This window comes from Planctomycetota bacterium, from assembly GCA_035384565.1.
In the GTDB taxonomy this organism is placed as follows: Bacteria; Planctomycetota; PUPC01; order DSUN01; family DSUN01; genus DAOOIT01.
This window is the reverse complement of record DAOOIT010000001.1, coordinates 191,013-216,992: the sequence shown is the minus strand read 5'-3', so window position 1 is coordinate 216,992 and position 25,980 is coordinate 191,013. Positions and strand designations below refer to the sequence as shown.

Annotated in this window: 20 protein-coding genes; 17 read left to right on the top strand and 3 right to left on the bottom strand. The window is 67.5% G+C overall.

Going from position 1 to position 25,980, the window contains the following annotated elements; all coding sequences use genetic code 11:
* The first annotated feature begins 52 nt into the window (after positions 1 to 52).
* The 13 genes from PLE19_00695 to PLE19_00635 all read left to right on the top strand — a co-directional run bounded on the left by PLE19_00695 (position 53) and on the right by PLE19_00635 (position 14,178).
* Positions 53 to 1,483 (top strand): DUF4832 domain-containing protein, encoded by a 1,431-nt coding sequence (locus tag PLE19_00695; protein ID HPD13434.1) that lies wholly within the window; start codon positions 53 to 55, stop codon positions 1,481 to 1,483.
* Between the two features lie 306 nt (positions 1,484 to 1,789).
* Complete coding sequence (locus PLE19_00690) at positions 1,790 to 2,998, top strand: Gfo/Idh/MocA family oxidoreductase (protein HPD13433.1); 1,209 nt, start codon at positions 1,790 to 1,792, stop codon at positions 2,996 to 2,998.
* A gap of 114 nt (positions 2,999 to 3,112) precedes the next feature.
* A complete protein-coding gene (locus PLE19_00685; GenBank protein ID HPD13432.1) occupies positions 3,113 to 4,057 on the top strand; it encodes a GNAT family N-acetyltransferase in 945 nt (314 codons plus the stop codon).
* Between the two features lie 99 nt (positions 4,058 to 4,156).
* Positions 4,157 to 6,346: a dienelactone hydrolase family protein gene (locus tag PLE19_00680; protein ID HPD13431.1), complete on the top strand. Its 2,190-nt coding sequence runs from the start codon at positions 4,157 to 4,159 to the stop codon at positions 6,344 to 6,346.
* Between the two features lie 69 nt (positions 6,347 to 6,415).
* Positions 6,416 to 7,492: an AI-2E family transporter gene (locus PLE19_00675; protein ID HPD13430.1), complete on the top strand. Its 1,077-nt coding sequence runs from the start codon at positions 6,416 to 6,418 to the stop codon at positions 7,490 to 7,492.
* 258 nt (positions 7,493 to 7,750) lie between these two features.
* Positions 7,751 to 8,209 (top strand): hypothetical protein, encoded by a 459-nt coding sequence (locus PLE19_00670; GenBank protein HPD13429.1) that lies wholly within the window; start codon positions 7,751 to 7,753, stop codon positions 8,207 to 8,209.
* Positions 8,210 to 8,266: 57 nt separating this feature from the next.
* On the top strand, positions 8,267 to 8,569 hold the full coding sequence (locus PLE19_00665; GenBank protein ID HPD13428.1) for a hypothetical protein: 303 nt from the start codon (positions 8,267 to 8,269) through the stop codon (positions 8,567 to 8,569).
* Between the two features lie 217 nt (positions 8,570 to 8,786).
* Positions 8,787 to 9,239: a hypothetical protein gene (locus PLE19_00660; GenBank protein HPD13427.1), complete on the top strand. Its 453-nt coding sequence runs from the start codon at positions 8,787 to 8,789 to the stop codon at positions 9,237 to 9,239.
* Between the two features lie 24 nt (positions 9,240 to 9,263).
* Positions 9,264 to 9,578, top strand: coding sequence for a hypothetical protein (locus PLE19_00655; GenBank protein HPD13426.1), 315 nt, complete (start codon positions 9,264 to 9,266; stop codon positions 9,576 to 9,578).
* Between the two features lie 170 nt (positions 9,579 to 9,748).
* Complete coding sequence (locus PLE19_00650) at positions 9,749 to 10,066, top strand: nucleotidyltransferase family protein (protein ID HPD13425.1); 318 nt, start codon at positions 9,749 to 9,751, stop codon at positions 10,064 to 10,066.
* On the top strand, positions 10,047 to 10,394 hold the full coding sequence (locus tag PLE19_00645; protein HPD13424.1) for a DUF86 domain-containing protein: 348 nt from the start codon (positions 10,047 to 10,049) through the stop codon (positions 10,392 to 10,394). The genes PLE19_00650 and PLE19_00645 overlap by 20 nt, the downstream gene beginning before the upstream one ends.
* Before the next feature lie 35 nt (positions 10,395 to 10,429).
* Positions 10,430 to 11,131 carry an O-methyltransferase gene (locus PLE19_00640; GenBank protein HPD13423.1) on the top strand — a complete coding sequence of 234 codons (702 nt, stop codon included), beginning with the start codon at positions 10,430 to 10,432 and terminating at the stop codon, positions 11,129 to 11,131.
* Between the two features lie 11 nt (positions 11,132 to 11,142).
* Positions 11,143 to 14,178 (top strand): glycoside hydrolase family 2 TIM barrel-domain containing protein, encoded by a 3,036-nt coding sequence (locus PLE19_00635; protein HPD13422.1) that lies wholly within the window; start codon positions 11,143 to 11,145, stop codon positions 14,176 to 14,178.
* 571 nt (positions 14,179 to 14,749) lie between these two features.
* Here PLE19_00635 and PLE19_00630 read toward each other — a convergent pair.
* From PLE19_00630 to PLE19_00620, 3 genes are read right to left on the bottom strand one after another with little or no spacing between them, the layout of a single operon-like run.
* Positions 14,750 to 16,417: a hypothetical protein gene (locus tag PLE19_00630; protein HPD13421.1), complete on the bottom strand. Its 1,668-nt coding sequence runs from the start codon at positions 16,415 to 16,417 to the stop codon at positions 14,750 to 14,752.
* A 55-nt stretch (positions 16,418 to 16,472) separates the two neighbouring features.
* Positions 16,473 to 19,856, bottom strand: coding sequence for a DUF6067 family protein (locus PLE19_00625; GenBank protein ID HPD13420.1), 3,384 nt, complete (start codon positions 19,854 to 19,856; stop codon positions 16,473 to 16,475).
* 12 nt (positions 19,857 to 19,868) lie between these two features.
* Complete coding sequence (locus PLE19_00620; GenBank protein ID HPD13419.1) at positions 19,869 to 21,149, bottom strand: PQQ-binding-like beta-propeller repeat protein; 1,281 nt, start codon at positions 21,147 to 21,149, stop codon at positions 19,869 to 19,871.
* Between the two features lie 152 nt (positions 21,150 to 21,301).
* Here PLE19_00620 and PLE19_00615 point away from each other — a divergent pair, with 152 nt between their 5' ends.
* The 4 genes from PLE19_00615 to PLE19_00600 all read left to right on the top strand — a co-directional run bounded on the left by PLE19_00615 (position 21,302) and on the right by PLE19_00600 (position 25,880).
* Positions 21,302 to 22,678, top strand: coding sequence for a choice-of-anchor Q domain-containing protein (locus PLE19_00615; GenBank protein ID HPD13418.1), 1,377 nt, complete (start codon positions 21,302 to 21,304; stop codon positions 22,676 to 22,678).
* A gap of 110 nt (positions 22,679 to 22,788) precedes the next feature.
* Positions 22,789 to 23,940 (top strand): hypothetical protein, encoded by a 1,152-nt coding sequence (locus PLE19_00610; protein HPD13417.1) that lies wholly within the window; start codon positions 22,789 to 22,791, stop codon positions 23,938 to 23,940.
* A 180-nt stretch (positions 23,941 to 24,120) separates the two neighbouring features.
* Positions 24,121 to 24,708, top strand: a complete 588-nt coding sequence (locus tag PLE19_00605; GenBank protein ID HPD13416.1) for a prepilin-type N-terminal cleavage/methylation domain-containing protein — start codon at positions 24,121 to 24,123, stop codon at positions 24,706 to 24,708.
* A gap of 11 nt (positions 24,709 to 24,719) precedes the next feature.
* Positions 24,720 to 25,880 carry a prepilin-type N-terminal cleavage/methylation domain-containing protein gene (locus PLE19_00600; GenBank protein HPD13415.1) on the top strand — a complete coding sequence of 387 codons (1,161 nt, stop codon included), beginning with the start codon at positions 24,720 to 24,722 and terminating at the stop codon, positions 25,878 to 25,880.
* Positions 25,881 to 25,980 lie beyond the last annotated feature (100 nt).

The following is a 25,980-nucleotide window of genomic DNA, read 5'->3' as shown; positions in this document are numbered from 1 at the left end:
TCCCGAAGGTTCCAATACCTTCGGGAGGGTAACGGGAACGAGGAGTGGGAACATGCGAGGGTGGTTCGTCGCCGTCATGCTCTTAGCCTCACTTGACCTGTCGGCGGGGGAAACAGCTATGGTCACCGTGTCGCCCAGGGACACCGACGAGCTGCTGGCGAACCCCGGCATCGGCTGGCAGACGTTCCACCGCACACGCACGCAGGACAAGAGTCTGCCCGAATGGCTCCCCTCAACACTCCACTACGCACGATGGGGCTGGGGAACGCTTGAGCCACAGCCAGGCAAGATCGACCACGCCTTTCTCGACAAGGTGCTCAAGGACTCCCGCGACGCCGGCCAGCAACTCGCCTTCCGCGTGATGTGCTGCTCCACCACGCCCCGCGACCCTTACTTCCCCAAATGGCTCAGGGACGCCGGCGGGCGCATTCTCGAGACGCAGTACGGCGACGGCGGCCCCACGCTGCCCGTGCCCGATCTCGACGACCCCATCGTCCTCGAACGCCACCTCGACTTCATCAGGCGCCTGGGCGAACGCTACGACGGCCACCCCGACCTTGACCACATTGACCTCGGCTCCGTGGGCTGGTGGGGCGAGTGGCATATGAGCAACTCCAAGGCCGCGCCCATGCCCAAGCCCGAGACCCAGCAGAAGATCGTGGACGCCTGGCTCGCGGCGTTCAAGAAGACGCAACTGCTCATGCTCATCGGCGGCGGCAAGATGCTCACCTACGCCACCCAGCGCGGCTGCGGCTGGCGGGCCGACTGCCTGGGCGACATGGGCGGCTTCTCGAAGACCTGGTGCCACATGCGCAAGGGCTACCCCTTCTGGATTCAGCAGGCCGGCGTGGGCGACGCCTGGAAGACCGCGCCCGTGGCGTGGGAGAGCTGCTGGGACATGCGCCGCTGGGTCCAGGAGAAGTGGCCCCTGCGCTTCATCTTCAGCTACGCCCTCGCCCTCCACGGCTCGGTGCTCAACAACAAGTCGGCCCCCCTCCCCGAAGGCCCCGAGATTCGCCCCGAGATCGAGCGCTTCGTGCGGCGGCTCGGCTACCGCCTCGTCCTGCGCGAACTGAGGCACCCCGCGGCCGCCGCCGCGGGCAAGGGATTCGCCCTCTCGATGAAGTGGCAGAACGTCGGCTCCGCCCCCTGCTACCGCCCCTATCGCCTCGCCTACCGCCTCTCCAACGACAACGGCTTTGCCAAGGTCATCCCCAGCACCGTCACCGTCAACAGGTGGATGCCTGGTTCGGTGCCCCTCTTCACCGAGGGTTTCTACAAGGGCGACTGGGACCTGCCGAATGGCGAGGTCAACGACGTGGCCGACGAGGCAGCTCTCCCCGCCGACCTCCCCCCTGGCCGCTATCGCCTCTCCATCGCCGTTATCGGCTCGGATACCCTCGCCCCCGCCATTCGCCTCGGCATCCAAGGCCGCGCGCAGGATGGCTGGTATCCCCTCAGCGAACTCACCGTGACGAAGTGAGCTTCGCCCCCGCCGAGCTTGCCCCGGTAGAACGCGGGTCAGCAACCGCCTCGGCGGCGGGCGCCGCAAGCAGGGCCTTCCCAAGCGGGCGCCTGGGAACGAGAGCAACAATGGACCCCATGGACAACCTGGACGAGGCGGCCCCGTGGCTCCCCCCTTGGCCTGTCCATAGCGTCCATGATGTCCATCGTGTCCGCGATCGCCACGTTCGTTCATCTTCATTTGACACACCCGACCCACGGGGCTAAGATACCGCGCTAAGGTGGCATGACCCTGAGGGCAACAGTTCGAGAAAGGGCTGGCAACATGGCAGACAAGGTGCGGCTGGCGATGATCGGCTGCGGCGGCATGGCCAACGGCCATCTCCGCGGCTACGAGCTCCTCTGGCAGAAGGGCATGCGGAACTTCGAGATCACGGCCTGCGTGGACCCGAATCTCGAGGCCGCGGGCAAGTTCGCCGACACGGCCGAGAAGTTCCAGGGCAAGCGCCCCGCCGTCCTCGCCGACTATGAGGAGATGATCAGCAAGAAGCTGGCCAACGCGGCCGACATCGTGACGCCCCACGGCCTGCACCACACCATCGGCTGCGCGTGTCTCGAGAACGGCATTGACGTGATGATCGAGAAGCCGATCGGCATCACGGTGCGGGCGAGCCGCCTGATCGCCGAAACGGCCGACAAGACGAAACGCATCGCGGCCACCGCCGAGAACATCCGCCGCTCGCTCGGCCAGCGGGCCATCCACTGGGCGCTCAACGAGAAGAAGATCATCGGCGACATGCGCAGCTTCTTCTCCCAGGGCGCCGGCTACAGCCCCTTCCCCGGCGATGCGCCCCCCTTCCGCTGGCGCATCCAGAAGCTCCTCTCCGGCGGCCTGATGGTGATGGACAGCGGCGCGCATTTCGTGGACTCGATGCGCTACTTCTTCGGCGACCTCGAGCGCGCCTACGCTGAACTGCGCCTCTTCGAACCCGCCAAGTTCACCGACGACAAGGGCAACACCGTCGTGAGCGATTGCGAGGACTCCTGGTCCGCCATCCTCACCTTCAAGAGCGGCCTCGTGGGCACCTGGAGCTGGTCCAACGTTCAGCCAGGCCACTCCTACCGCACCGTGCTCTACTACGGCTCCGAAGGCTCGATCAAGGACACGGGCGACGTCTTCCACGGCTTCCAGTCCCTCGCCGGCGAGGTGATGTTCAAGGACGGCAAGACGAAGAGCGTGAACGACCTGGCGATCGAGTTCCTCTTGAGCCTGTCGCCCGACGACAAGGAGCGGCTCTTCCCCTACGGGATCACGAACGGCGTTTACATCGAGTGCTGGGACTTCGTGGACGCCTGTGCGAAGCGCCGCCGCCCCGACCTGGATGCCTGGGACGGCCTGAAGGCCAAGGCATTCAGCGAAACCGTCTACGAATCCGCCGCCGCGGGCAAGGCGATTGCCTACGACGACGTGGTCGCCTGCAAGGTCGAGAAGTACCAAGGCCCGATCAACAAGAAGTGGGGCCTGAAGAAGTGATTGCCGATTTGCGATTTGCGATCTGCGATTTCAGATGCAAGGTGCGCGCAGCGGCCTGTCGCTTGGCCTGTGTCTCAAATCGGCAATCGGAAATCGGCAATTGGAAACGCCGGGATGATCATCCGCGACCTCTATCGCAGCCCGCTTGAGGACCTGCACAAGGCTGTTGCGACCAGCACGGCCACGGTGCTCCGGCGCGGGATCATCAGCCCTCCCGCAGCGGTGGAGGCCGACGACGTGGCGCGCCTGGGGGCGCGGCCCGACTTCGACCCCTCGCTGAGCTTCGTGGCCTACGAGGGGCCTGAGCCCGTGGCCTTTCTTGTCTCCCGCCTCCAGCGGACCGGGGAAACCGCTGAGGCAACCTGGAGTCTCTTCGGCAGCGCGCCCGGCGCGCGACGCGCGCTCGAGGTGCTGCTCGATGAGACCAAGGCCCTCTGGCGCCGTGAGGGCGCCACGCGGGCGCGCAAGGAGACGGCCGGCTTGCTCCTCAGCGAGCCGCGAGTCTCCGAAGACGCCGAGCTGCTCGACGTGCTGAAGCAGCGAGGGTTCCAGACCGCGGTCGCCAGCACCGAGCTGTCGGCCGAGCTGAAGAAACTGGCCACGCCTAAGGAGCTTGCCGATCGTCAGGCCGAGGCGCGCCAGAAGGGCTTCCTCTTGCGCCCCGCGCGGCCCGACGAGGCGCTCGTTGTCGCACGCCAGTACGACCCGCGCCACACCCGCCAGCACTCGCAGGAGTTCTGGAACCTCGTGGTCCGCCACCTGCGCCCTGAGGCCACGCTCGTGGTCGAGCACCGCCGGCAGATAATCGGCTTCGCCGCCTACCTGGGTTGGACCCTCGAAGGCCCCTGCCCGCACCTCGGCCCGCACTTCGTAGACGAGGTGCATCGCAAGAGCGGCCTCGACGCGCTCCTGCTCCACGAGGCCCTGCTCCTCGCCAAACAGAACGCCAAGGAGCGGGCCCGGGCCTTCTGCGCGTCCGAGCGGACAGAAGTCTACCAGAGGGCAGGCTTTACGGTCGCCGGCCGCTTCTGCCACGAGGCCGCGGCTGACCTGGCATGAAATCGGTCGCTTTCCGCCACCAGAAGTTGTTCTCCGACAACCATGAAACACCTGCTCTCCCTCTCGCTGGTCCTCGTCGCCGCATTCGAGGAGTTCGCCGTGTCGGAACAGCGTGCCTTGCCGGGCACCAGGCCACTCGAGATGACGGGGGACCTCGCCGCCCAGATGGTCGCCGGGCTCCGCGAGTTCATGCTCCGGCAGATTGACGACCCCGCCGCCAGCCGCGCGCAGCTCTGGCAACGCAACTCCGCATCGCCAGAGGCATCCGCCCTTGCCCGCGAGCGCCTCAGGACCTGCATCGGCGCCGTGGACCCGCGCGTGTCTTTCGAAGGCATCGAGCTCGTGGGCACCACGGCCACGCCCGCCAGGGTGGCAGAGGCTCGGGGTTACGAGGTCTTCGCCGTTCGCTGGCCCGTGCTGGAAGGTGTGGATGCGGAAGGGCTTATGCTCCGGCCCAAGGGCGACCCGATGGCGAAGGTGGTGGCGATCCCCGACGCCGACTGCTCGCCGGAGATGCTGGTCGGGCTGGTGCCCGGCTTGCCGCCCGGCGCACAGTTCGCCCACCGCCTTGCTGAGAACGGCTGCCTCGTCCTCATCCCCACCATCATTGACCGCCAGACCACGTGGTCGGGCAACCCGCGCATCGGGCGAAAGACCGACCAGTCCCACCGCGAATGGATCTATCGGCAGGCATTCGAGATGGGCCGACACATCATCGGCTACGAGGTCCAGAAAGTGCTGGCCGCGGTGGACTGGTTTGCTCGCTTGGGCGGCCAGGCAAGGATCGGCGTCTTCGGCTATGGCGAAGGGGGCCTTCTGGCCCTCTATGCCGCCGCTCTCGATGAACGCATTCACGCCGCCGTCGTGAGCGGCTACTTCCAGGCCCGCGAGAAGGTGTGGCAAGAGCCTATCTATCGAAACGTCTGGGGTTTACTGCACGAGTTTGGCGATGCTGGCCTGGCCCGCCTGATCGCCCCAAGGCCGCTCATCGTCGAGGCGAGCCGCGGCCCAGTCGTCGGCAAGCAGGGCTCGACCCCCGGTGAACTGGTCTCCCCGCCCTTCGAGTCCACCAAGGCCGAGTTCGAGAGGGCCCGTGCGATGAACTCCAGCCTCAAAGGCGACGGCGACGGCCCGCCCGGCCGCGAGGACACCCTCAGCGCCTTTCTCAACGCGCTCGCCGCGGACGCGGGCGTGAGGGCCGGCGGCCAGCCCACCGCCGACTTGCGGCGAGGCTTCGACCCCGCTCCGCGGATGAAGCGCCAACTCGACCAGCTCGTCGCCTTCACCCAACGGCTGATGCGCCTCTCCGAGTACCGCCGCGAGGCGTTGTGGGCGAAGGTAAACCATTCAAGCGTCGATGCTTACGCGAAGTCTATCGAACCTTACCGCGAGATGTTCCGCAAAGACCTCATCGGCGAGGTTCCGTCGCCATCCGCCTCCCCAAACCCTCGCAGCCGGGTGATTTACGATGAGGCGAAGTGGACCGGCTACGAGGTGGTCCTCGACGTCTGGCCTGGTGCCTTCGCTTACGGCATCCTCTTGCTGCCCAAGGACTTGAAGCCGGGCGAGCGCCGTCCAGTCGTGGTCTGCCAGCACGGCCTGGAGGGCCGCCCACAGGATGTGGCGGACCCGAGGGCACAGAACTGCTATCACCGGTTTGCTGCTCGACTTGCGGACCGCGGCTTCGTGGTCTTCGCCCCCCAGAACCCCTACATTGGGGGCAACGCCTTTCGCGTCCTTCAGCGGATGGCCAATCCCCTGAAGTGCTCGCTCTTCAGCCTGATCATCCGCCAGCACGAGGTCATCACTGACTGGCTCGCCTCGCTGCCCTTCGTGGATGCGGAACGCATTGGCTTCTATGGACTTAGCTATGGCGGCAAGTCGGCGATGCGCGTCCCAGCCCTCGTGCCCCGTTACTGCCTCTCCATCTGCTCGGCAGATTTCAATGAGTGGGTGGTGAAGAATGTAACCATCGAGGCTTCATACAGCTACATGTTCACTGGCGAGTACGAGATGTTCGAATTCGACCTCGGCCACACCGCGAACTACGCGGAGATGGCCGCCCTCATCGCCCCACGCCCGTTCATGGTGGAGCGCGGCCACAGGGACGGGGTGGCGCCCGACGAGTGGGTCGCCTACGAGTACGCCAAGGTCCGCCGCCGCTACGCCGACCTCAAGTTGCCCGAGCGCACGGAGATAGAGTTCTTCGACGGCCCGCACGAAATTCACGGCGTCGGCACCTTCAGATTCCTTCACCGCCACTTGCGCTGGCCCGAGCCGGCACCGTAGGGGGTCGCCCGTCGCGGCTGTCTGCGGCCTGCGGTGAGCCGGGAGCGTGCGCGACACAGGGAGAGAGGCATGGACCCGTCGAGCGCGGTCAGGCCCGTTTCCTCGCACGACACGCTGCGAAACAGCCTGCTCGCCATCATCGCGGCGATCCTCTGCCTGATCGTCGTCTACCACACCCGCTCCGTGGTCGTGCCCATGCTCTTCGCGGTGTTTCTCACGGCGCTCATCTATCCGCTGGCCAAGAAGCTCGACCGCTGGCTGCCCTTCTGGGCGAGCGTGGCCGCCATCATCCTGGGCATCACCGCCCTGGCAACGGTGGCCGGTTTCTTCCTCGTCGGGGCCGTGCGGGGTGTGGTGAGCAATCTGCCCAAGTATAGCGATCGGATCGAGCAGGTGGCTTCTCCGCTGCTCGAGTACGCGCGCCAGCACGGCCTCCACGTGGGAGCCGTGACGACGGAGGACGACGCCCGCAAGCTGGCGCAGTTCGTGGGGCGCGGCTTGACCTCGGTAGGTCAGTTCCTGGGCGGCCTGCTCACCACGATGCTGCTCACGGTGTTCGCCCTTTCGGAGGTGCGACAGCTCCGAGGGCGCATTCTCCGGGCCTGCGGCGTCGAGAAGGGCCAGGCCTGCATCGCCACCCTGAACGCCGTGAGCCGCCGGGTGGCCGTGTTCGTGTGGACGAAGACCTGGATCAGCGTGGTGGTGGGCGTGGCCGTGGGGATCGCCTGCTACGCCATCGGCATAGACTTCGCCCTCTTCTGGGGCTTTCTGGCGTTGGCGCTGAACTTCATCCCCTATGTCGGCCAGCCGCTGGCCGTCGCGCCGCCCATCCTGCTGGCCTTCATCCAGTTCGAGAGTCGCGCGCCGGTCGTCATCGCCACCATCGTGCTGGTCGGGGTGCAGTGCATCAACGCCTACGTGCTGGACCCCCTGGCCATGCGGAACGCCCTGCGCATCTCGGCCCTTTTCCTCCTCGCGAGCGTGATCCTGTGGGGCTGGCTGCTGGGCATGGCGGGAGTGGTGCTCGGCACGCCGCTCTCGGTCGCGCTCGTGGTCACCTGCGAACACGTGCCCGCGCTCCGGCCCATCGCCGCGATCCTGGCGGAACGGCCCGACCCCGCGGGTCCCCGTGCAGGGGCGGCCTGACGGGCGCCCGGCCCCTTTGACCCAAGGGGCGCGGCAGCGCGAGCGGCTGAAAAGAATCGCTTGCGGTCAGTGCGCTTTTCCCGTAGAATACCGGCAACTCCCCGTGGTTGGCCTCTCTCGTTCCCCGAAGCAGAGGCCCCGGGGCGCCGGACACGCCGCAAGCGGCACACCGTCGGGCGCCCGAGGGAGAGGCCGAAGAGCGGAGGCGTTCCCTCGCGGGCGCGGGGACCTCGCGGGGCACTTGTTTAGGAGACGGGTATGATCAGGGCAGTGGGCAGAGCAGGCCCGGGGCTCGCCCTCGCCGTCGTGCTGCTGGCCGCCCAAGGCTGCACGAACTGGCAGGGCGGGGTCGCGGGCTTCCTGCGGAACCGCGCCAAGGACGCGATGGAGTGCGCCGACATCGGCATCACCATCAGCGACCGGGCGCAAGGCTGCTTCTACGCGGCCTTCATGTCGGCCGTCCCCTTCGGCTACGGCGAAGTGGACGGCACGTTCTTCGGCCTGGGCGGCGGCGACTTCGGGGCCATGAGGATCCACTACCGCCACTGGGGCCTCGGCCTCATCGGCCGCGAAGAAGTCGCCTGGGGCAACTCGATCTGGGACTTCCCGGAGTTCGACCCCGACACGCCCGACGACCGGATGAACTGCCAGGGCGTCGGCATCCTGGGCTTCTTCACCCCGCCCTACGACGCCCGACCCGCCGGGAGGCCCACCTGAACGAAGTACTTCCACGCATGGCGCGTGGGCGTTGTGCTGAATGCCTCCTGGGTACAGATGCTGGACTTCGGTGCAGGCTTCATGGGCCTGGACCCGGCAGGTGACGATGGCCACAAGTACGGCTACTGGCCGTGGCAGATCGAAGGGTGGCCCCTCCCCACGGGCAAAGTGTTCCCCGCCAGCCCCGTGGCAGGGGCGGACGCGCCCAAGAACGCTCCAAAGGACACCCCCAAGGCCGCCCCGAAGGAAACCCCCAAGGCGGCCCCAAAGGATGCCCCAAAGCCGCCCCCCGAAGCGAAGACCCCCGCCAAACCCGCCACACCGCGAACCGCTGAGCGGCTCACGGAGCGGATCCCTTAGGCAGCGGTCTGCGACTCGGGTGGTTTCCGATGCAGTCCAAGACGCGGCACAGGCCCCATCGGCTTGTGCCGCGTTGCTTTTCCGGCCTCCTCGGCGCCCGCGCCTTCGAGGCAGGGTTTGCCCCATCCCCCTTGACAACGCGTGGCGTTGTGCGCACCATAGGAGGGCGGATTCCCCGGTCTGGTCCCCGTGGCCCCGGAGTGGAAAGGAGACGTGTATGCGCGGCCTTGTGTTACGCAGAAGCGGGCTGTTGTTGCTGGCGCTGGCCCTTGCGGCCACGCCCGGCTGCTCGAAGCGCCTGCTCAACGCCGGCGGCGTCGGCGAGGCGATCGGCAACTACCTCACCGATCGCGCCACCGACATGCTGGACATCGTGGACGTGGGCTTCTCGATCTCGACGAAGCCGCAGTTCTGCCTCTACGCCAACGGCGTCTCGATGGGCGGCGGCGGGTTCGGCATGGTGGACGGCTACTTCGCCGGCATCGGCGGCGGCAACATCGGCTACACCCGCTTCTACACGGCCGACGTGGGCGCCATCGTGTGGTGCTACGAAGAGCTGGCCTTCGGCGACTTCGATAAGCACGACCTCAACACGGTGAACGCGCAAGGCACGGGCATTGCCGGCCTGCTCATGGGGCCCCTGGGCAATCCCGGCTGGAAGCCCTCATGAATACACTACCTCCACCTAGGTTGGGTGGGCTTCGTCGGGAACATTAACTACCTCCAACCCCTCGACCTCGCCGCCGGCTTCCTGGGCCTGGACCCTGCTCAGGACGACGGCCTGCGCTTCGGCCTCTGGCCCTGGGAATCCGAGCACCAGGCCTCGGCCCAGGCCGTGGCGCTGCGCGAGGACATGTTTGGCCTGACCGACAAGAAGGACCCGGGCGCGACCGCGCCGGCGTCGGTGTCGAGCTTCTTCGGCCGGGGCCGGATGCCCCTGCCGCCCGTCGGCAAGGTGCCGGCCCGGGCGCCCAAGGCCGAAGCCAAGCCCGAAGCCGAGAAGAAGTGACCGTCGCGCACACGGCCCGCCTGTGAACGCACCGCGAGGGGCCGCTGCCCGAGGCAGCGGCCCCTTTGCGTTGGCGCGGTCCTGCGCCCCTGCGCGTCGGCGGGATGCGGATCGCTCCCTTGACAGCCGCGCTCCCGGCCGGTATCGTGATCTGAGAACAGGAGGCTGCCATGGCCACTCCCGTGAAGAGCAAGCGCGCCATCATGCGGTTGCTGCACACACACAGGGCGCGCATCGCCGCTCTGGGCGCGCGGCGGATTGGCCTGTTCGGGTCCTTCGTGCGTGGCGAGGCGCGGCGGCACAGCGACGTGGATATCCTGGTCGAATTCGAGCCGCGGCAGAAGACTCTCGACAATTTCCTGGCCCTCGCCTCGTTCCTCGAGGAGATTCTCCGGCGCAGGGTCGAGTTGGTGACCCCGGAATCGCTGAGCCCCTTCCTCAGGCCCCGCATCCTCCAGGAAGTGGAGTATGTCTCCCTCGCCGCTTGAGCATGTGCGGCACATCCTTGCCGAGACTCAGTACCTGCTGGACGCGAGCCGCGGGCTGACCAAGGCGCGCTTCAAGGCCGATGCGACTCTCACGCGCGCGTTCGTGCGGAGCATTGAGATCATTGGCGAGGCGTCGAAGCGGGTGCCGGCGGCATGGCGTGAGCGATACCCCGACGTTGACTGGCGGGCCATGGCGGGTATGCGCGACCGCTTGATCCACGCCTACTTCGGCGTGGACTATGATATCGTTTGGAACGTGGTGCGCACGAAACTCCCCCGCCTCCGGGAGCAACTCGCAGAGGTGCTCCGGCGCGAGACCGCGCGGTGACGGCAGGCGGAACCTACTGACGGAAAGGAGCCACAATGACCAGATGGCTGGCAGCGGCGTTGGCGGCGAGTCTTTGGGTCGGCGGCACGGCGCTCTGCGCCGAAGGGCCGGGCAGCAAGGGGCCGGCCCGCCCGCCCCGCATCGCGCCCACGGCCGCCGCCCCCCTCCCGAAGGACGATGCGGAGAAGAAGATCCTCGACGTCCTGGCCGACCTGCGCCAGAACCAGTCCCGCGGCATGATGAACGTGCCGCCGGAGGACGGGCGCCTGCTCCGCCTGCTCACCGAGGCGCTCGGCGCCAAACACGTCGTCGAGATCGGCACGTCGAACGGCTACTCGGGCATCTGGTTCTGCCTCGCGCTGCGCACGACCGGCGGCAAGCTCACGACCCACGAGATTGACGCCACCCGCGCCAACCTCGCCCGCGAGAACTTCAAGCGGGCCGGCGTCGAGGAACTCGTCACCCTCGTCGAAGGCGACGCGCACGAGAAGGTGGCCGAACTGAAGGGCCCCATTGACCTCGTGTTTCTCGACGCCGACAAGCCCGGCTACGCCGACTACCTGACCAAGTTGCTCCCCCTCGTGCGTCCCGGCGGCCTCATCCTCGCCCACAACACGAACTCCCAGAGCGGCGACATGCAGGACTTCCTCAAGGCCGTCACCACCGACCCCAACCTGGAGACGCTGTTCACCTCCGTGGGCGGCCAGGGGTTCTCCTTCACCCTCAAGAAGCGTTGAGGGAATCTGCCGTGCAGAAGCTGGCCCCTGGACTCCCGCTTCTGCTCTCCCTGGCTGCCGCGGCACTCGCCGCGGAGCGGCCGACCATCGCCCTCGACGGCGCCTGGCAGTTCAGGCTTGACCCCAAAGAGGAGGGCGAGAGGGAGCAGTGGTTCGCCGCCCAGGCGCCTCTCGACACGACAATTCAGGTGCCTGGGGCGTGGGACGCCCAGGGCTTCGGCCCCGAAACGTCGAAGCTGCGGCACAACTTCGTCGGCAAAGCCTGGTACCGCCGCCAAGTCACTATCCCCGCCGGATGGAAGGGCAAGCGCCTCTTCCTCATCATCGGCGGAGTCCATCGCTACGCCAAGGTCTGGGTGAACGGCACCTGCCTCGGCGAGCACATCGGCTACCTCTCGCCCATCGAGCATCCGATCAACGAGTTCGCGCAGGCCGGCGAGACCGCTACCCTCGCCATCTGCGTGGACTCCAAGCAGCGGTGGGACGTTGACACGCTGGCCGGTTGCTTCGACATTATTGACGAGATGTTCACCGCCTGGGGCGGCATCTGGGGCCACGTGGCCATCGAGGCCCGCGGCGAGGCCTGGCTCAGCGACCTCTTCGTGCAGCCGAAGCTCGACCCCCCGGCCTGCCTCGTGTCGGCCAGGCTCAATGGCAAGGCCGAGGGGGCGAAGCTGAAGATGGACATTGTGGACGCGGATGGACGGGTGGCAGCCCGGGCCGAAGCTGAGGCCAGGGAGATGATCAGCATCCGGGCGGAGATTCCGGCAGCCAGGCTCTGGTCGCCGAACCACCCCGACCTCTACACCGCCCGCCTGTCGCTCGTTCGCGGCGACGAAGTGCTCGACAGCGTCGAGACGCGCTTTGGCCTCCGCGTCATCGAGATCAAGGAGCCGCACATCCTGCTCAACGGCAAGCGGCTCTTCCTCCACGGCTACGGCGACGACGCGGTCTACCCCGAAACGATGGCCGCGCCGTCCGACAAGGCGGTCTACCTCAAACGCCTGCGGCTCATCAAGAGCTACGGCTTCAACTACGTCCGCCACCACAGCCACTTCCTGCCGCCCGAGTACTACGATGCCGCCGACGAGGTCGGCATGCTCATCTCGCCCGAGTTGCCCATCGCCTATCTCAACTACTACCAGCGGGCCAAAGGCCCCGCCCTGGAACTCTACAAGCAGGAGTGGGCGGCGGTGATCAGGCGCTTCCGCAACCACCCCTGCATCCTCGACTGGTGCATGGGCAACGAGATGTGGGACGGTGTGCCGCTGGCGCCCGAACTCTATCGCATCGCCAAGGAACTCGACCCCACGCGGCCGGTGATAGACAGCAACGGCATCAGCGGCGGCGGCTGGCTCGACGGCAAGCGCGACCGCCCGACCCTCGACTTCTTCGTTTACATGTTCGACCTCCGCCACACGCCCCTTGAGCAGCCCAAGCGCCACCATTTCCCCGAGCCAAAGAAGCCCGTCATCTCCCACGAGATGGGCAACTTCATCACCTTCCCGCGCCTCGATCAGATCGAGGCGTTCCAGCACAACTTCAAGCCCTTCTGGCTCACGCCCGCCCGCGAGAAGATGCAGAAGCTCGGCCTCCTCGGCGAGGCGGAGCTCTGGGCGCGGAACTCCGAGCGCCTCTACCTCCTCTGCCACAAGCTCAACATCGAGGACCTGCGGAAGAACCCCTTCGCCAGCGGACACCAGTGGTGGCTGTTCCAGGACTACTGGACCGGCTCGAACGGCATCGTGGACGCCTACTTCCGCCCCAAGGCCGAGATTCCCCCCGAGCGCGTCCGCCCCTTCGTCGGCGATGTGGTCCTCCTTCTCGACGGCCTTCCGCCGGTCTGCCGCGGAGGCCAGGCGCTCGACCTGAAGCTCTCGGCCTCAAATTACTCGGAACAGGCGCTTGCCGGCGCCCAGTTCGCAGTGCGGGCTTCAGCCCGTAGCCCTCGGATACGGCCTGAAGGCCGCACTACGAACATCACCGACGAGGTGAAGCAGGGAACCGTGGAGCAGGTTGCGGCCAGCACACTCAGCCTGCCCGACGCGCCGGCGCCGCAGTTGCTCACCATCGAGGCCGAGATGGCGGCCGGCGAGGTGAAGGCCAGGAACGAATGGACCGCGTGGGTCTACCCGAGTGAAGCACCTGCCCCCAAGCTCAAGGTGCCGCTTTTCGCTGGGCCGGAGCTGGCGCGGGCGCTGGAGTGGCTTAGGATGAAGCCGCTGCCAGGGAGCGAGAAGCTGCCCGCCGATGCGGTCTACGTCATGAACCAGCCGACGAAGCAGGTGCTCGACGCGGTGGCCGAGGGAGCCTGCCTGGTGATGCTCTCGCCCCAGGGCTTCTTCCCGACCGAGCGCAACCGCTTCAAGACCGGCTGGTGGCTCGGCGGGCCGGGCGACAGCAACGTGGGCACCGTGGTCTACGACAACCCCATCACCCGCGAGATGGCGCCCGACGGCTGGTGCGACATCGGCTGGCACCGAGTCGTCGAAGGCTCACAGGCGGTCATCCTCGACAGCCTGCCCTCTCAGCCCGAGGTGCTGGTGCGCGCCATCGAGGTCCACCGCCTCTGCCGCAGCAAGGCCCTCCTCTTCCAGGCTCGTGTTGGCAAGGGCACCCTCATCGTCAGCGGCCTGAACCTGTCCCCGATTGTGGGCGGGGCCTCCGCGCCCCGCGGGTCGCGGGACAGAGACGTCCCGCCCACAGCGGATAGGCCCCCAGAAATGGAGTGGCTTCTGGCGCGGATGGTGGAGCACGCGGGCACGCTGCCGAGGCCCAAGGGGGGAGTTGCCCATCGAGTTCCTCCGCCAGCGGGTCGCCGCGATGGAGCCGCCCGAAGGCCCCTTCATATCGGGCTTCCAGCGCCTCGTGAAGAACGAGGGCGAGACCGACAAGTGGGTGAGCGTCCGCGAGGACAACGCGACCTATCACATCTGCCGCCAGACCGCTCCCGGCCACATCGTCGAATGGGAGACCGCGCCCCTGCCCGCCGACTGGCGGGGGGCGACGGCCACATTCGTCTTCGCCGGCGGCATCGGCTGGGTTGACCAGCCGCGGACCAAGGGCTTCACCCTCCTCGTCAACGGCAAGGAGGCCCTGGCCTTCGACGTGACGCAGGACCGCTCGGTGTGGAAGAGTGCCGACAAGCGGGTCGCCCTCCACTTCGTCCCCCTGCGCCCGATGCCGCAGGACGGCATCGGCCTCTTCTACGTCGCCCTCGCCGCCGACCTCTTGGCCCCCGGCAAGCCCTGCACCTTCGGCGTCCGCTCGAACGGCTCGGGCAGCCGCCGCTGGTTCGGGCTGAATCCGTACACAGACGCCAAGTAGCCGCAAGCGTCCCACTTGCGGTCTGCCCTGCGGCTCTATAGGCGGGACGCTTGTCGCTACAGGCACGCGCGGCCCGCCGCAGAGCGCGAAGATTCAGGAACAAGTCAAGACACTGCTGGATGAGCTTCGCAGGCTCGATGCGCTCAGGAGATTCGTCGAGACCGTCCCCGCCGAAAACGATGCCCCCAAGCGGAAGCTCCCCCCGATATAGTACTGCCTCATGTCACGTGGCGCGCCGCGGGGTGCTCTAACCTCCCGAAGGTATTGGAACCTTCGGGAGGCGGGGAGCGCCTACTTCTTCCACTGCCCCTTGTCGTCGAGGTACTCGTCGGCGAGGGGCTTCAGCTCGGCGGCGTGGCCCTTGACGAGCCAGTCGGCGACCAGGGGCGTGAGGTGGTGGCGGAACATGAAGGGGAAGGGCTTCTCGATGCCCTCGGGCACGTCCTTCGGCTCGACGTGGGAGCGGACGACGCAGGTGACGCCGGGGACGAGCCAGCGGAAGATCTCCCAGGTGTGGACGCTCATGAACGCCAGGACGTAGGCGTTGGCCTTCTTGTCGAAGTGCAGCTCGGTGTAGACGCCCGAGTGGGGCAGGACGGCGTCGCAGGCGTGCTCGACGTAGGTCGCCACGTCGGGGCCGAGGGCTTTGCGATACGCCACCATCGCCTTCACGTCGTCGAGCGACGAGCCGAAGGTGTCGAGGTAGAATGCCGTGCAGCCCTTGTCGGTCATGTTCTTGAACCGCCTGACCATCATCTGGATGTGGGCCGGGTCGTCGGGGTTGATGCGGAGAGTGGCGTCCTGCTTCCAGGTCGCCTGGTAGGCGATTTCGCCGGGGCGGGCGCAGACGCCAAGGCGGAAGCCCGCCTCCTTGAAGCGGGCGGCGAGGGTCGGCCAGTTAGCCTCGACCTCGGGCGGCAGGATGTCGAAGTCGGGGCGGTACATGGCCCCGCGCGGGTTTTCGCCGCCCTGGCCCCAGATGAGGACGCCCTGGCCGCGGGCGGCGGCGAGGCCGGTGATGAGGGTGTCGCAGAATGCCTTGGCGCCCTCGGGCAGGTCGAGGCGGCGGAAGCCGCTGTGGAAACCGTAGGGGTTATCGGGCTTGATGAAGCTTGGCGCGCCGTTCACGCAGGCCTGGGCGAATACGCGGTGGTCGGCCTTGTACTGCACCTCGCCGCACAGGGCCGTGAAGTGGCGCTTGTAGGGATCGAGCAGGTGCCGCCAGTCGGCGTTGGCGCTGACGCGGAGGGTCATTTCGAAGAGGCGCATGCCCTTTCGCGGGATCGGCTCGGCGACGAGGTAGTTAAGAGCCCGCGTCGGCAGCTTCTCGCGCTGACCCTCGCGCCAGTCCGTGAAGTCCCACCAGAGCAGCGTGCGTTCGAGCTGCGGCCCGGCGGGGGAGAGGCCGACGCCGAAGCCCTCGCCCACCGCGTAGCTGCCGCCGATGCGTGATGCGAAGCTGGGATGGCACAGGCCCACGCCGTGGGCGCGCAGGTAGCTGCCGTGCTGGTGGAACATCAGGCCCGTGGGCACCTTGCCGAAGTCGAACGTCAGGCCGCGGAACCACACGGCGCCGAGGGGCTGCGTGTCGTGGCGGTTGCGCACAAGCGCCTGCACCGCCAGGTCTTCGCCGAAGAGGGCGTAGAGGTACCGGACCTCGATGTCTTTGTGCACGTGGTCCACGCAGGCAATGCCCTCGTCGGCCCGAACGGACTTCTTCTGAACATCCGTGGCGTCGATCTTGCCCGAGCCGGTGTTGAGAATCCAGTCGCCGCTATCGGCCCGCCAACTGCCGCGCGCGACCTCGCGCCCGCCGAGGCGAATCGAGGAAAGCCCATCGGCGGTGATCGTGTAGACGACGCCCTGGGGCGTCCTGAGTTCGAGCTTCTCCGCGGCCTCCTCGGCCGCCGCCACGACCATAGATGCAAGGCACAGGCACGCGCTGATGAAGGCTTTCACGCGGGGGTCTCCAGGTCTAACCTCCCGCAGGTTCGCAACCTGCGGGAGGTTTGCCTCAGTAGCGTCGGATGCTGATCAACCGCCCCGTGTGGGGCGCGAGGGCCGGCACCTTGAGGGCGCGGGCGTAGAAGTCGAACTGGCAGGGCAGCTCGCCCTCGCCCTTGTCCACGTCGGTCACGCGGATGAACTCCTGCCAGGGGAGTCTGGGCACGAGGCCCAGCTTCTCGATGTCCACCTTGATCGCTGCGTCTTTCCCTGCCTTGTTGTGGTTGTTGAAGATGGCGAGGAGGATGCGGTCGGGCAGGCGCCAGGCGGAGACCAACACGTCCTTGTCCTCGCAGGCGGCGAAGGGGTTCCGCCAGAAGGGGACGTATTCGGCGTCGAGGATGCCCCATTCGAGGACGGGCTGCTTCAGGGTGTTCACGGGGCCGCGCCAGGAGTCGTAGAGGCGCAGGTAGTCCTGGATGCCGCGATGGATGCGGGCGGCGCGGGCCTTGTCGGTGACCTGGATGAGGTTCATCCAACTGATGACGACGCCCCAGTTGTGGACGCACGAGAGCACGCGCATGCGGTCAATCGGATAGCCGTCCACCCAGTCCATCGTCGAGGCGTCGGTAAGCTGGTGGTACTCGCCGTCCAGGATGGCATCCATCCAGGGGGCGGCGACGAGGAGGTAGTCGTTGGTGGCGTGGGAGACCTGGGAGCCGGGGGTGAGGCCGCGGTCGTGCATGAGGGCGTACATGCGCATCATGAAGCGGCGGACGTTGAGGCCCGTGTAGCCGGGCTGAATCCGCCCGTCGGGCAGCGTGTAGGCCACGCCGTTCTGCACCGAATGGTGGAGGATGGGGAAGAAGATGTCCCAGTAGATCGTCCTCAGGCCGCCCTCGCGGAAGGCCCTATCTGCGAGGTAGAGGTAGTAGTCAATGTTGCTGTCGGTGTAGCATTCGCTCTCGCCCCATTCGGCGGGGGCGAAGTAGCGGGTGACGCGCTCGTCGGGCGACTTCCAGCCGTAGCCGACCAGCGGCAGCGAGGTGTGGGCGAACATCCAGTTGCGGGCCTGCGCGGGGTCGAAGGGCTGCTCGCGGCGGAGTTTCTCGTCCGACTTCGCCTTGTATTCGGCCCAGATGGCGCTCCATTCGGCGGGGTCGGTGGAAGGCGGGGTGAGCCAGTTCCAGCCCTCGATGACCTTGCCGGTCTTGGGGTCTTTGCGCCACTTGAAGCCCCACGATTCGCCGCCGGAGAAGGTGCCGTCGGTGGAGTGGACGGCCCACCGCCAGTTCTTTACGAGCGGGCGGAAGGGCGAGGCGATGTAGGCGAACGCGAGGGTGCGGGGCGCATCGAGGGTGAACGGCTTGCCGATGATGTGGTTTCGGAGGACCAGTTCGTTGCCCTTCCGCACCACGTCGTGGGCGGGCACATCGTTGTCGGGCACCCAGCCGCGGTCGCTGTCGCCCCACCAGAGGAGGCCACGGCGCTCGCTGCCGAGCCAGACGCAGGGGTAGAAGGAGCCGATGGACATTGCAGAGCCGGTCCTGCCCGTGTCGAGCGTGGACCAGATCGGGCCCTGCTTGTCGGGAACGAGCATGGTAGTGCGGGCCGAGAAGTTCCCACCAGTTCCCAGACAGAGCAGACACTCTGCTTCGTCCGTGAGAAGGGGGAACTCGATGCGGAGGGCGTCAATCGTGGCCTTGCCCTTCCGCGGCGCGTAGGTCAGTTCGACATAGGCCAGGCCATCCTGCTCGACAAAGCCGTTGGTGGTGAAATCGAGGCTGCCGCCGCTTGCGTTGCCCTTGAAGCTCATCCGCCAGTCGCGGCTCTCGGTGAAGCTGGGCCTGCCCCGCAGGCTGATCGCCTCGTCCCGGCCGTTCACGGTCACGACGATTCGGGCGGGAGCGGCGAGGAGTTCCTTGCCTTGCGATTCGATGCTCGCGGGCAGGCCGAGGGCGTTGAGGCGATAGGCACGGCCCCAGGCCGTCACCTTGTCCCGCTCCTTCGTCATCGGGACGAAGGGCGGGATAACGCGTTCAGCGTCGCCGAGGCCCTTCTGCCACCATTCGGGGAATGCCTTGGCCTCGTCGAGCTTCTCGAATGTCGTGGCGACAGGCCCGGCGGCTTTGCCGTCGTTGAGCAGGAGCGAAGCCTCGACGGTGTGCTTGCCTTCGCGCAGGCTGGGGAGCTGGATGAGGTCGCGGAAGTAGTGGGTGATGGGCTTCTCGATGGTGCCTTCGGCGAGGGGCTTCGAGGCGCCCTCGCGCACCACGCGGTAGCGGAGGGCCTTCGCCGCCTCGGGCGCATCGAGGTAGTAGGCGTCGCCGCTGACGAGGAGGGTCGAGCGAATGGGGTTGAACGTGGCGGCGAAGGGGAAGGCGTCCTTGGGCAGCGTGTGCTTGACGAGGGCCTCGTCGTAGCCGACTTTGAAGAAGGCGAAGTAGCGGAGGAGTTCGCGGCCGCCGTCGGCCACGCGGTACTCGATGCTCGCCGCGTCCTTTCCGATGGCGCGGGGGAGCTTCTCGTTGAGCTTCCATTCGGCGGAGGCCCGCGGCGGCACTTCGAGCGCCTGTTCGCGCTTCAGGAGGTCGGATTGATGGACATAATGGACAAGGATGGACAGTTTGGCGGGGTTGGGGGTGGGGTTGAAGGCGCGGAAGGTGGCGGCCGCCGTGCCGTCGCAGGGGCCGGGGAAGGTATCCATCAACAGTTGCACGGCGGCGGTGTTCTCGACCAGGGTGCCGAGGCAGTAGCCGCTGGGGTCGAAGTAGCTGGTGGCTGTGGGGATACGAGCCTGGAGCCAGATGGGCATGTGGTTGAAGCCGAGCATCAGGCGCCACGTGTCGCCCGCCTGGTGGGGGCCGCTGAGCTCGAAGTCGCTGGGCGTGGCCGCGACCTCGCACTCCCACCAGCGGCCGCCGTTCGGCGCGGAGCCGGGCTCGGTGAGGCGCGTGGCGACCTTGAAGTCGGGCAGCCAGTTGCGGAACATCTGGCCCACGGCCACCCGCACGGTCTCGCCCGGGAAGCCCAGGCAGTTGATGAAGAACTTGTAGGAGCTGTCGGTGCGGCCGGTGGGGACGTTCTTGCCCATCGGCTTGAAGTGGAGTTCCAGGCCATCGTCGCCGGCGTTGGCGGCGCCGGGCTCGCGTCCGCCCACGCGCGGCTTGTAGCCGGGCATCACCCAGGTGCGGCAGGCAAGGTACAGGTGGCCGGGGTCCCAGGCCAGGAAGAAGAGGGTCGGACGCGGCACGAGCAGGTTGTCGGCCTGATTCACCACGCCGCTGACAGCCACCGCTTCGCGCCACTCGTCGGCGTCAATCTTGCCGTCGAGCGTCGGCGGCTTCGACATTCTCGGGATGGCGAACGCCGGCACCTTGTCGGGGGGGATTGCGTCCGCAAGGACACTTGCGGACGCACAGGCGAGGGCGAGCGTGGTGGCAAACGGCCTCAAGTTCGTTGCTCCTTACTCACCGATGCAGTAGAGGTTCTCCCCGCCTCGGACGAAGATGTGTTTGCCGGCGAACACGGGCGTGCCGGGGGCGCCCTCGGGCAGCGAGTTGCGGCCCACCGGCTTCGGGTCGCGGCCAGGCGCAAGGATGAGGCACGTGCCAACATCGTTGAAGACGAACAGGTGCTTGCCCGCGAGCACGATGCTGGGGTAGATATGAGCGGGCAGCACGCCAGGCTTGCCGCTCGCGTTCGGAATGTCCAGCTCTCGCTCGGCCACGGTCTTGCCCGTCTTCGCATCGAGCACGTAGAGCGTGCCGAAGTCGTTCACCGTGTAGAGCAGCCCGTCGTGCAGGAGGGGCGACGAGAAGAAATCGCCCTCCAGCTCGGCCGTCCACAGCTCCTTGGCCTCGAGCTTGTCGCCCGCCACGCCCGAGAGGTGCAGGGCGCGCGAGTTGTAGCCCACGAAGTACACCGCGCCCGCGTGCACGAGTGGCGTGGCGTACTTCAGCTCGCCGAGCTCGCTCGCCAGCGCCTTGCCGTCGGCCAGGCGCACGGCGTAGCCGCTGGATGTGATGGCGACCTCGGCATCGCCAACCTTCCGTGCTGTGGGCGGGGCCTCCGCGCCCCGCGTCTTCTCCCACTCCTTTGCGCGGGGGACAGAGCCCCCGCCCACATCCGCCACGGCTGGCGAGCCGTACGTTTCCTTCACGTCCTCGGCCTTCCAGAGCAGCCTGCCCGTCTTCGCCTCGAGGGCAAACAGGTGGCCGATCATCACGAGCAGCCGTTCGCCCGCGAGGACGGGCGAGGCGCTGCGGGCGAACTCCAGCTCCTGCGGCAGGTCGAAGTGCTGCATCCACTGGCGCTGGCCGTTCGCGTCGTAGCAGGCCACGATGCCGCTGGCGAACACGGCCCACACCCGCTCGCCGTCGCTCGTGGGCGTGGCCGCCGTGTTGCCGGCGTTGGTCTTTATCCGCCGCTCCTTGGCCTGGAGCCCAGCGGGCAGGTCGCCGAAGCCGTTCGACGCCTTCCACAGCACCCGCCCACTCGCCGCGTCCAGGCAAACGAGCCAGTCGGGCTCGGCGGTGACGAACACCTTGCCGCCGACTACGATGGGCGACGAGTAGCTCCTGCCCACCTGGGTCTTCCAGCGAATGCTCGGCTTTCCTTCGGCGCCCCACTCCAGCGGCGGCGCGGCGTCGGGGTAGGTGGCGTTGGCCGAGCGCCAGCCGACGACCTCGGCCCAGGCGGGCACCGTGGCCATCGCCAGCACGATGGAGCAGAACCGCGTCACCATGAATGGCCCTCGCCGGCATGGCACGGATATACACGGACGGCCACGGACATTATGCTCTCTCGGGCCATCGCGTCAAGGTGCGTTGTGAGCCGGCGCCAAGTGCGTATAATACACGCAGTTGCGAGTGTGAGACCCCACAGCGGAGAGCGGGCATGACAGCAAGAGCTCCGGGCTGTATTTTGCTGGCCGCGCTTGTGCCATTTCTCTTCGTGCCAAGCGAGGGCGGGGCGGCCACCCCCCGGCGCGTCACCATCGGCGCCGGCTCGGGGCACTTGAGTTACCCTGACGCGCAGGCGACGCTGAAGCTGCGGCCGGGCGACACGCTCTACATTGCCGCCGGCAGGTACAGCGGCCTCGCGCTTGGCAATCTCACCGGCACGGCCGAGGCCCCCATCACGGTGACGTGCGACCCCGAGGCCCACTTCACCACGGCCACGCCGCAGCCCAACGACTTCGCCAACCTCGCCCACGTGCGCTTCGAGGGCTTCCGCTACATCGGCTACAACAGCACCTGCATGCGAATCGCGGGCAACAGCCATCACGTTACCTTCAAGGACTTCGTCATCAAGGATGCCTCGGGCTATTGCTTCCACGTCTACGACCCGAGGAAGGTCTTCGACGGCACGCGCGAGAGCACGTTCCACGACTTCAGGTGGGAGAACGTGACGGTTGACGGCAAGGTGAACGGCCACGCGATCACGAACACCGATTACAATATCGCGGCGATGCGGTCGGTCGCCCTCGACTTCGAGATCGTGGGCTGCACCTTCCGCCGGTTCGACAATGCCGAGCAGGCGTTCGGCGCCATCGCCCTCGACAAGTGCTTCAACCTGCGCGTCCACGGCTGCTCCTTCAGCGACATGGGCATGGCCCGTTCGCCCATCGGCCACAACATCTGCATCGGCGGCTCGGGCACCTTCACCGTCTCCGGCAACCGCTTCACCCGCCAGTGGGCCAACGACGTGCGGATGTTCCCCATGAAGCTCAACGCCCTGGGCTACGACGGCCCCGAGGCCGTGTGCCGCTTCTACAACAACATCAGTTGGGAGAAGCGCAAGTACCCCATGTACGAGCACAACCGCGTGAAGCAGGCCGACATTGATGCCTCGCGCGGTTACTTCTCGCACGCGGCCTCGGAGGTCTGCTTCAACACCCTTTACCGGTCGCGGCGGGCCGCCGACAGCGGCGACCCCTATTGCGGCGTGCTCGCGGACATCTATGGCCCCAATGTCACGGTCAAGCACAACCTCGTCATCGAGCCGGAAGCCGACGCGCCGTTCGACCCGAAGCGCGACTACGTCTACCACTTGGGCGCAGGCCCGCAGAAGGGCCTCGTGGTCGAGAACAACCTCGTGTGCCGCACCTGGGCCGAGGCGGGACTGGTGGACACTGAGACCTTCGCCCCCGGCGAGCGAAGCCCTGCACGCGACGCCGCGACGGGACGAATCCCCTACATCGCGAAGGACCACTACGGCAACGCCCGCTACGTGGGCGCGGCCGCCGACCTCGGCGCCGTGGAGAGCCGCTGACCGCTGGCCGAACACCCAGGCGGTTGACTTTCGACGCCCGGGAGTCTACCCTGGAGGATACGGGCCACGTGGCCGGGCGACGGCCCGCGGCCCCCTTCGAGGCAGGACGCATGCGGTTTCCCACAACAGTACGCCGAGCCCTGGGGGCACTGGGCCTCCTGGCGGCCGCCGCCGCCACGCAGGGGTGCGCCCTCACATACCTGCGCAACCGCGGCCAGGACGCCCTGGACATGTTCGACATCGGCCTCACGTTCTCACTCAAGCCGCAGTTCGGCCTCTACGCCAACTGCCCCTTCACGGTGCCCGTCGGCGGGGCCAAGGTGGACGGCTACTACGCGGGGATCGGCGGCGGCAAGTTCGGGATCGTGGAGCACCACCAGGACGCCTTGGGCCTGATCGTCGCCGGCCACGAGAAAGTGACCTGGGGCAACCCCAACGACGAGGGCGGCGAGACAGGCGGCGACTACAAGATCGGCCTCCTGGGCCTCAACACCGACGCCGAGGGGAAGCCCGTCTACCGCCCGCAGTGCACCCACTACCTGCACCTGGGCTTCCTCGGCGTGACCGGGAACATCAACTATAAGGACATCCCCGACTTCTTCCTGGGCTGGTTCGGGCTCGACATCGTGGGCGACGACGACCGGGCGGCCAAGCAGGCCTCGCGCGAGGAGAAACTCCGCGATCTCTCGGCCCGCCTCTCGCAGCCCCACGAGGGCCTGCGCCTCGTCGCCCGGACGGACAAGCCCGTCTACACGATGGACGAGCCGATCGCTCTGGACGTGGAGCTCGTGAACGCGACCGGCCTGCGGCGCGGCTGGGGCCACAAGCCGCGCGACCTCACCGTCTACTTCGAGCCGGTGGCCACCAACCCGCAAGGCGAGACTGCCGAATGGCTCTTCAAGTTCTACGCCTACGACGTCTACACGGGCCGGGCCCACTACACCAGCCAGAGGTTCGCCGTGCCGCCCGAGAAGCGCTTCAACCTCTACCACCACATCACCCTGCCCCCGGCGGGCTTCATCGGACGACGCTTCGAGTTCGCGCCGGCCCGCCAGTGGCTGCCCCCGGGCGACCACTTCTTCGTCGTCACCTACGAGGTCACCCAGGACTCCGCCCGCGTGATCCTCTCCCCCGAGCTCACCGCCGACAAGGTCAAGGCCCTGGGCGACGAGGCCGCCTACGTCCCGGTGTGGACGGGGCGCGTCTACTCGAACATCGCCTTCTTCCGCGTGCGCTCGGGCAAGTCGTTCCTCTTCTTCTGACGCCGCCGGCCCGGGAGGGCCGGAACGGGCGGGAACGGCGGCGGCACGCCCCGCCAACGCATCGCGCTTACAATTATTTACAATTCGCTTACAAGCCATTGACAAGGCGCAGGGGGCACGCGAGTAGCATGCCTGTGAGGAGAGGGTCCGCCTGCGTTCGCCCCGGAGGATACTGTGCCCATGCTCGCACGAGGTCCCGCACCGTCCCGACACGCGGCCGCCTTTACCCTGGTTGAGATGCTGGTGGTCATGGGCATTGTCACACTGCTCGTGGCCCTTCTGTTCCCCGCCTTCAACGCCATCCGCCGCAACCAGAAGGTCCGCCGCACCCAGGCCACCCTGGAGGCCATCGCCAGCGGCATTGACGCCTACCAGAACGACTTCGGCCTCTACCCCCCGTCCGAGCACGTGGTCGGCACCAACCGAGGCAACCGCTCGCTCGTCGTGCTGCTCAACGCCAAGGGCGGGCGCAGCGCGCCCTATCTGCCCTCGGCCTTCTACGACGACGGCGAGATTCGCATGCCCCTGCTCCTCGACGAGTGGGAGCGCCCGTTCATCTACTTCGACACCGCCGCGATGCGCGACGCCACGGTGCACGACTACGACGTCCTGGGCGACCGGGCCGTGCGGCCGGCCCGGGCCGCGGGCGGCGACTACTGCAACTTCGGGCGCTTCCAGCTCTGGTCGTGCGGCCCGAACGAGACCAACGACCAGGGCCGCGGCGAGGCCCTGGGCGCCGACGACCTGGCGAACTTCGTGGCGAAATGACGAGGCCCACAATGGCCATTGGGCGATCTGCCATCCGCCATCCGCCATCCGCAATGACCCTGGTCGAACTCCTCGTCGCCATGTCGGTCGTGGCGATCCTCATGCTCGGCGGGGTCGGCGTGTACTGGCGCATGAACCGCGGCTTCGCGCTCCAGGCCGCCACGTCGAGCATCGAGACCGTGCTCCGCGCGGCCCGCCACGCCGCCATCCACGAGCGGGGGCCCGCCGTCGTCGTGGCCGAGCCGCGCGCCGACGAGCCGAAGCAGATCGGCCTCCTCTACGCCCTGAGCCGCCAGACCGTGAGCCACTGGCACTTCGAGAGCCCCTCGCAGTTCGCGGGCAGCAAAGTGCTGGGCGCCCTGGGGCAGGAGGCCACGGCCACCGGCTCGCCCACGCCGGCGCCCGGGCGCATTGGCACGGCGCTGCTGCTGGACGGCGCAACCACGAGCCTCCAGGTCACCAGCCCCTATCTCGACGGCCTGCGCGAGGGCGTGTTCATCGAGGCCTACGTGTGGCCCGACGCGGCCGGCCTCTCGAGCGGCGCCATTCTGCCCATCGCCTGCAAGGATGCCCGGGCCGCCTCCAGCTACCGTCTCGAGCTCGTCTACGACGGCGACAACACGTTCAGCCTTCAGGGCGCCGTGAGGGTGGACCTGGGCGGCAGCGCCCACGAGCTGACCGTTGCCAGCCGCGAGGTCCCCATCCCCGCCGGCGAGTGGACTCACGTGGGGCTGGCCTACGCCCGCGACGGCAAGGACAGCGCGGGCGACAGCCAGGCCCGCTTCCTCCTGCGGGTCAACAGCGAGGAGGCCGAGCCGCCGAGGCCCCCCGACGTGGGGAACACGCTGCTGCTCGTGCCCAATACGCAGCCCCTGACCATCGGGAGCGATGGCGCGAATCACTTCAAGGGGCGGATTGACGAACTCAAGATCGCCGGCCTCGTGGCGGGGGAAGTCCACAGAATCCCCAGCAACACCGAGGTGGCGTTCGACCCCGGCGGCAGCCGCGACGGGCGGGTGCACTTCGACCGCGAGGGCAAGCTCGACCCCGCGCAGCACACCGGCCCCGTGTTCTTCCGCGTGGTGTCGGCCGAGGACCGCCTGCTGCGCACCGTGCGCATCACCTGGCTGGGGTCCGTCGAGGTTTTCAACGGCGAGCCGCCGGCCGACTAGCGGCCCGCCCGAGGACACAGGAATGAGCCCCGCAAGACCTGCCCGACCTGCCCGACCTATCCAACTTGTCCGCCCTGTCCGACTTGTCGGACTCGTCGGA

Bases quoted from the DNA above. Each gene is read 5' to 3' on its own strand.
- PLE19_00640 (HPD13423.1), top strand. From the start codon at position 10,430: ATGACCAGATGGCTGGCAGCGGCGTTGGCGGCGAGTCTTTGGGTCGGC.
- PLE19_00665 (HPD13428.1), top strand. From the start codon at position 8,267: ATGCTGGACTTCGGTGCAGGCTTCATGGGCCTGGACCCGGCAGGTGAC.
- PLE19_00645 (HPD13424.1), top strand. From the start codon at position 10,047: ATGTCTCCCTCGCCGCTTGAGCATGTGCGGCACATCCTTGCCGAGACT.
- PLE19_00690 (HPD13433.1), top strand. From the start codon at position 1,790: ATGGCAGACAAGGTGCGGCTGGCGATGATCGGCTGCGGCGGCATGGCC.
- PLE19_00600 (HPD13415.1), top strand. From the start codon at position 24,720: ATGGCCATTGGGCGATCTGCCATCCGCCATCCGCCATCCGCAATGACC.
- PLE19_00615 (HPD13418.1), top strand. From the start codon at position 21,302: ATGACAGCAAGAGCTCCGGGCTGTATTTTGCTGGCCGCGCTTGTGCCA.
- PLE19_00675 (HPD13430.1), top strand. From the start codon at position 6,416: ATGGACCCGTCGAGCGCGGTCAGGCCCGTTTCCTCGCACGACACGCTG.
- PLE19_00605 (HPD13416.1), top strand. From the start codon at position 24,121: ATGCTCGCACGAGGTCCCGCACCGTCCCGACACGCGGCCGCCTTTACC.
- PLE19_00650 (HPD13425.1), top strand. From the start codon at position 9,749: ATGGCCACTCCCGTGAAGAGCAAGCGCGCCATCATGCGGTTGCTGCAC.
- PLE19_00670 (HPD13429.1), top strand. From the start codon at position 7,751: ATGATCAGGGCAGTGGGCAGAGCAGGCCCGGGGCTCGCCCTCGCCGTC.
- PLE19_00610 (HPD13417.1), top strand. From the start codon at position 22,789: ATGCGGTTTCCCACAACAGTACGCCGAGCCCTGGGGGCACTGGGCCTC.
- PLE19_00695 (HPD13434.1), top strand. From the start codon at position 53: ATGCGAGGGTGGTTCGTCGCCGTCATGCTCTTAGCCTCACTTGACCTG.
- PLE19_00660 (HPD13427.1), top strand. From the start codon at position 8,787: ATGCGCGGCCTTGTGTTACGCAGAAGCGGGCTGTTGTTGCTGGCGCTG.
- PLE19_00685 (HPD13432.1), top strand. From the start codon at position 3,113: ATGATCATCCGCGACCTCTATCGCAGCCCGCTTGAGGACCTGCACAAG.
- PLE19_00620 (HPD13419.1), bottom strand. From the start codon at position 21,149: ATGGTGACGCGGTTCTGCTCCATCGTGCTGGCGATGGCCACGGTGCCC.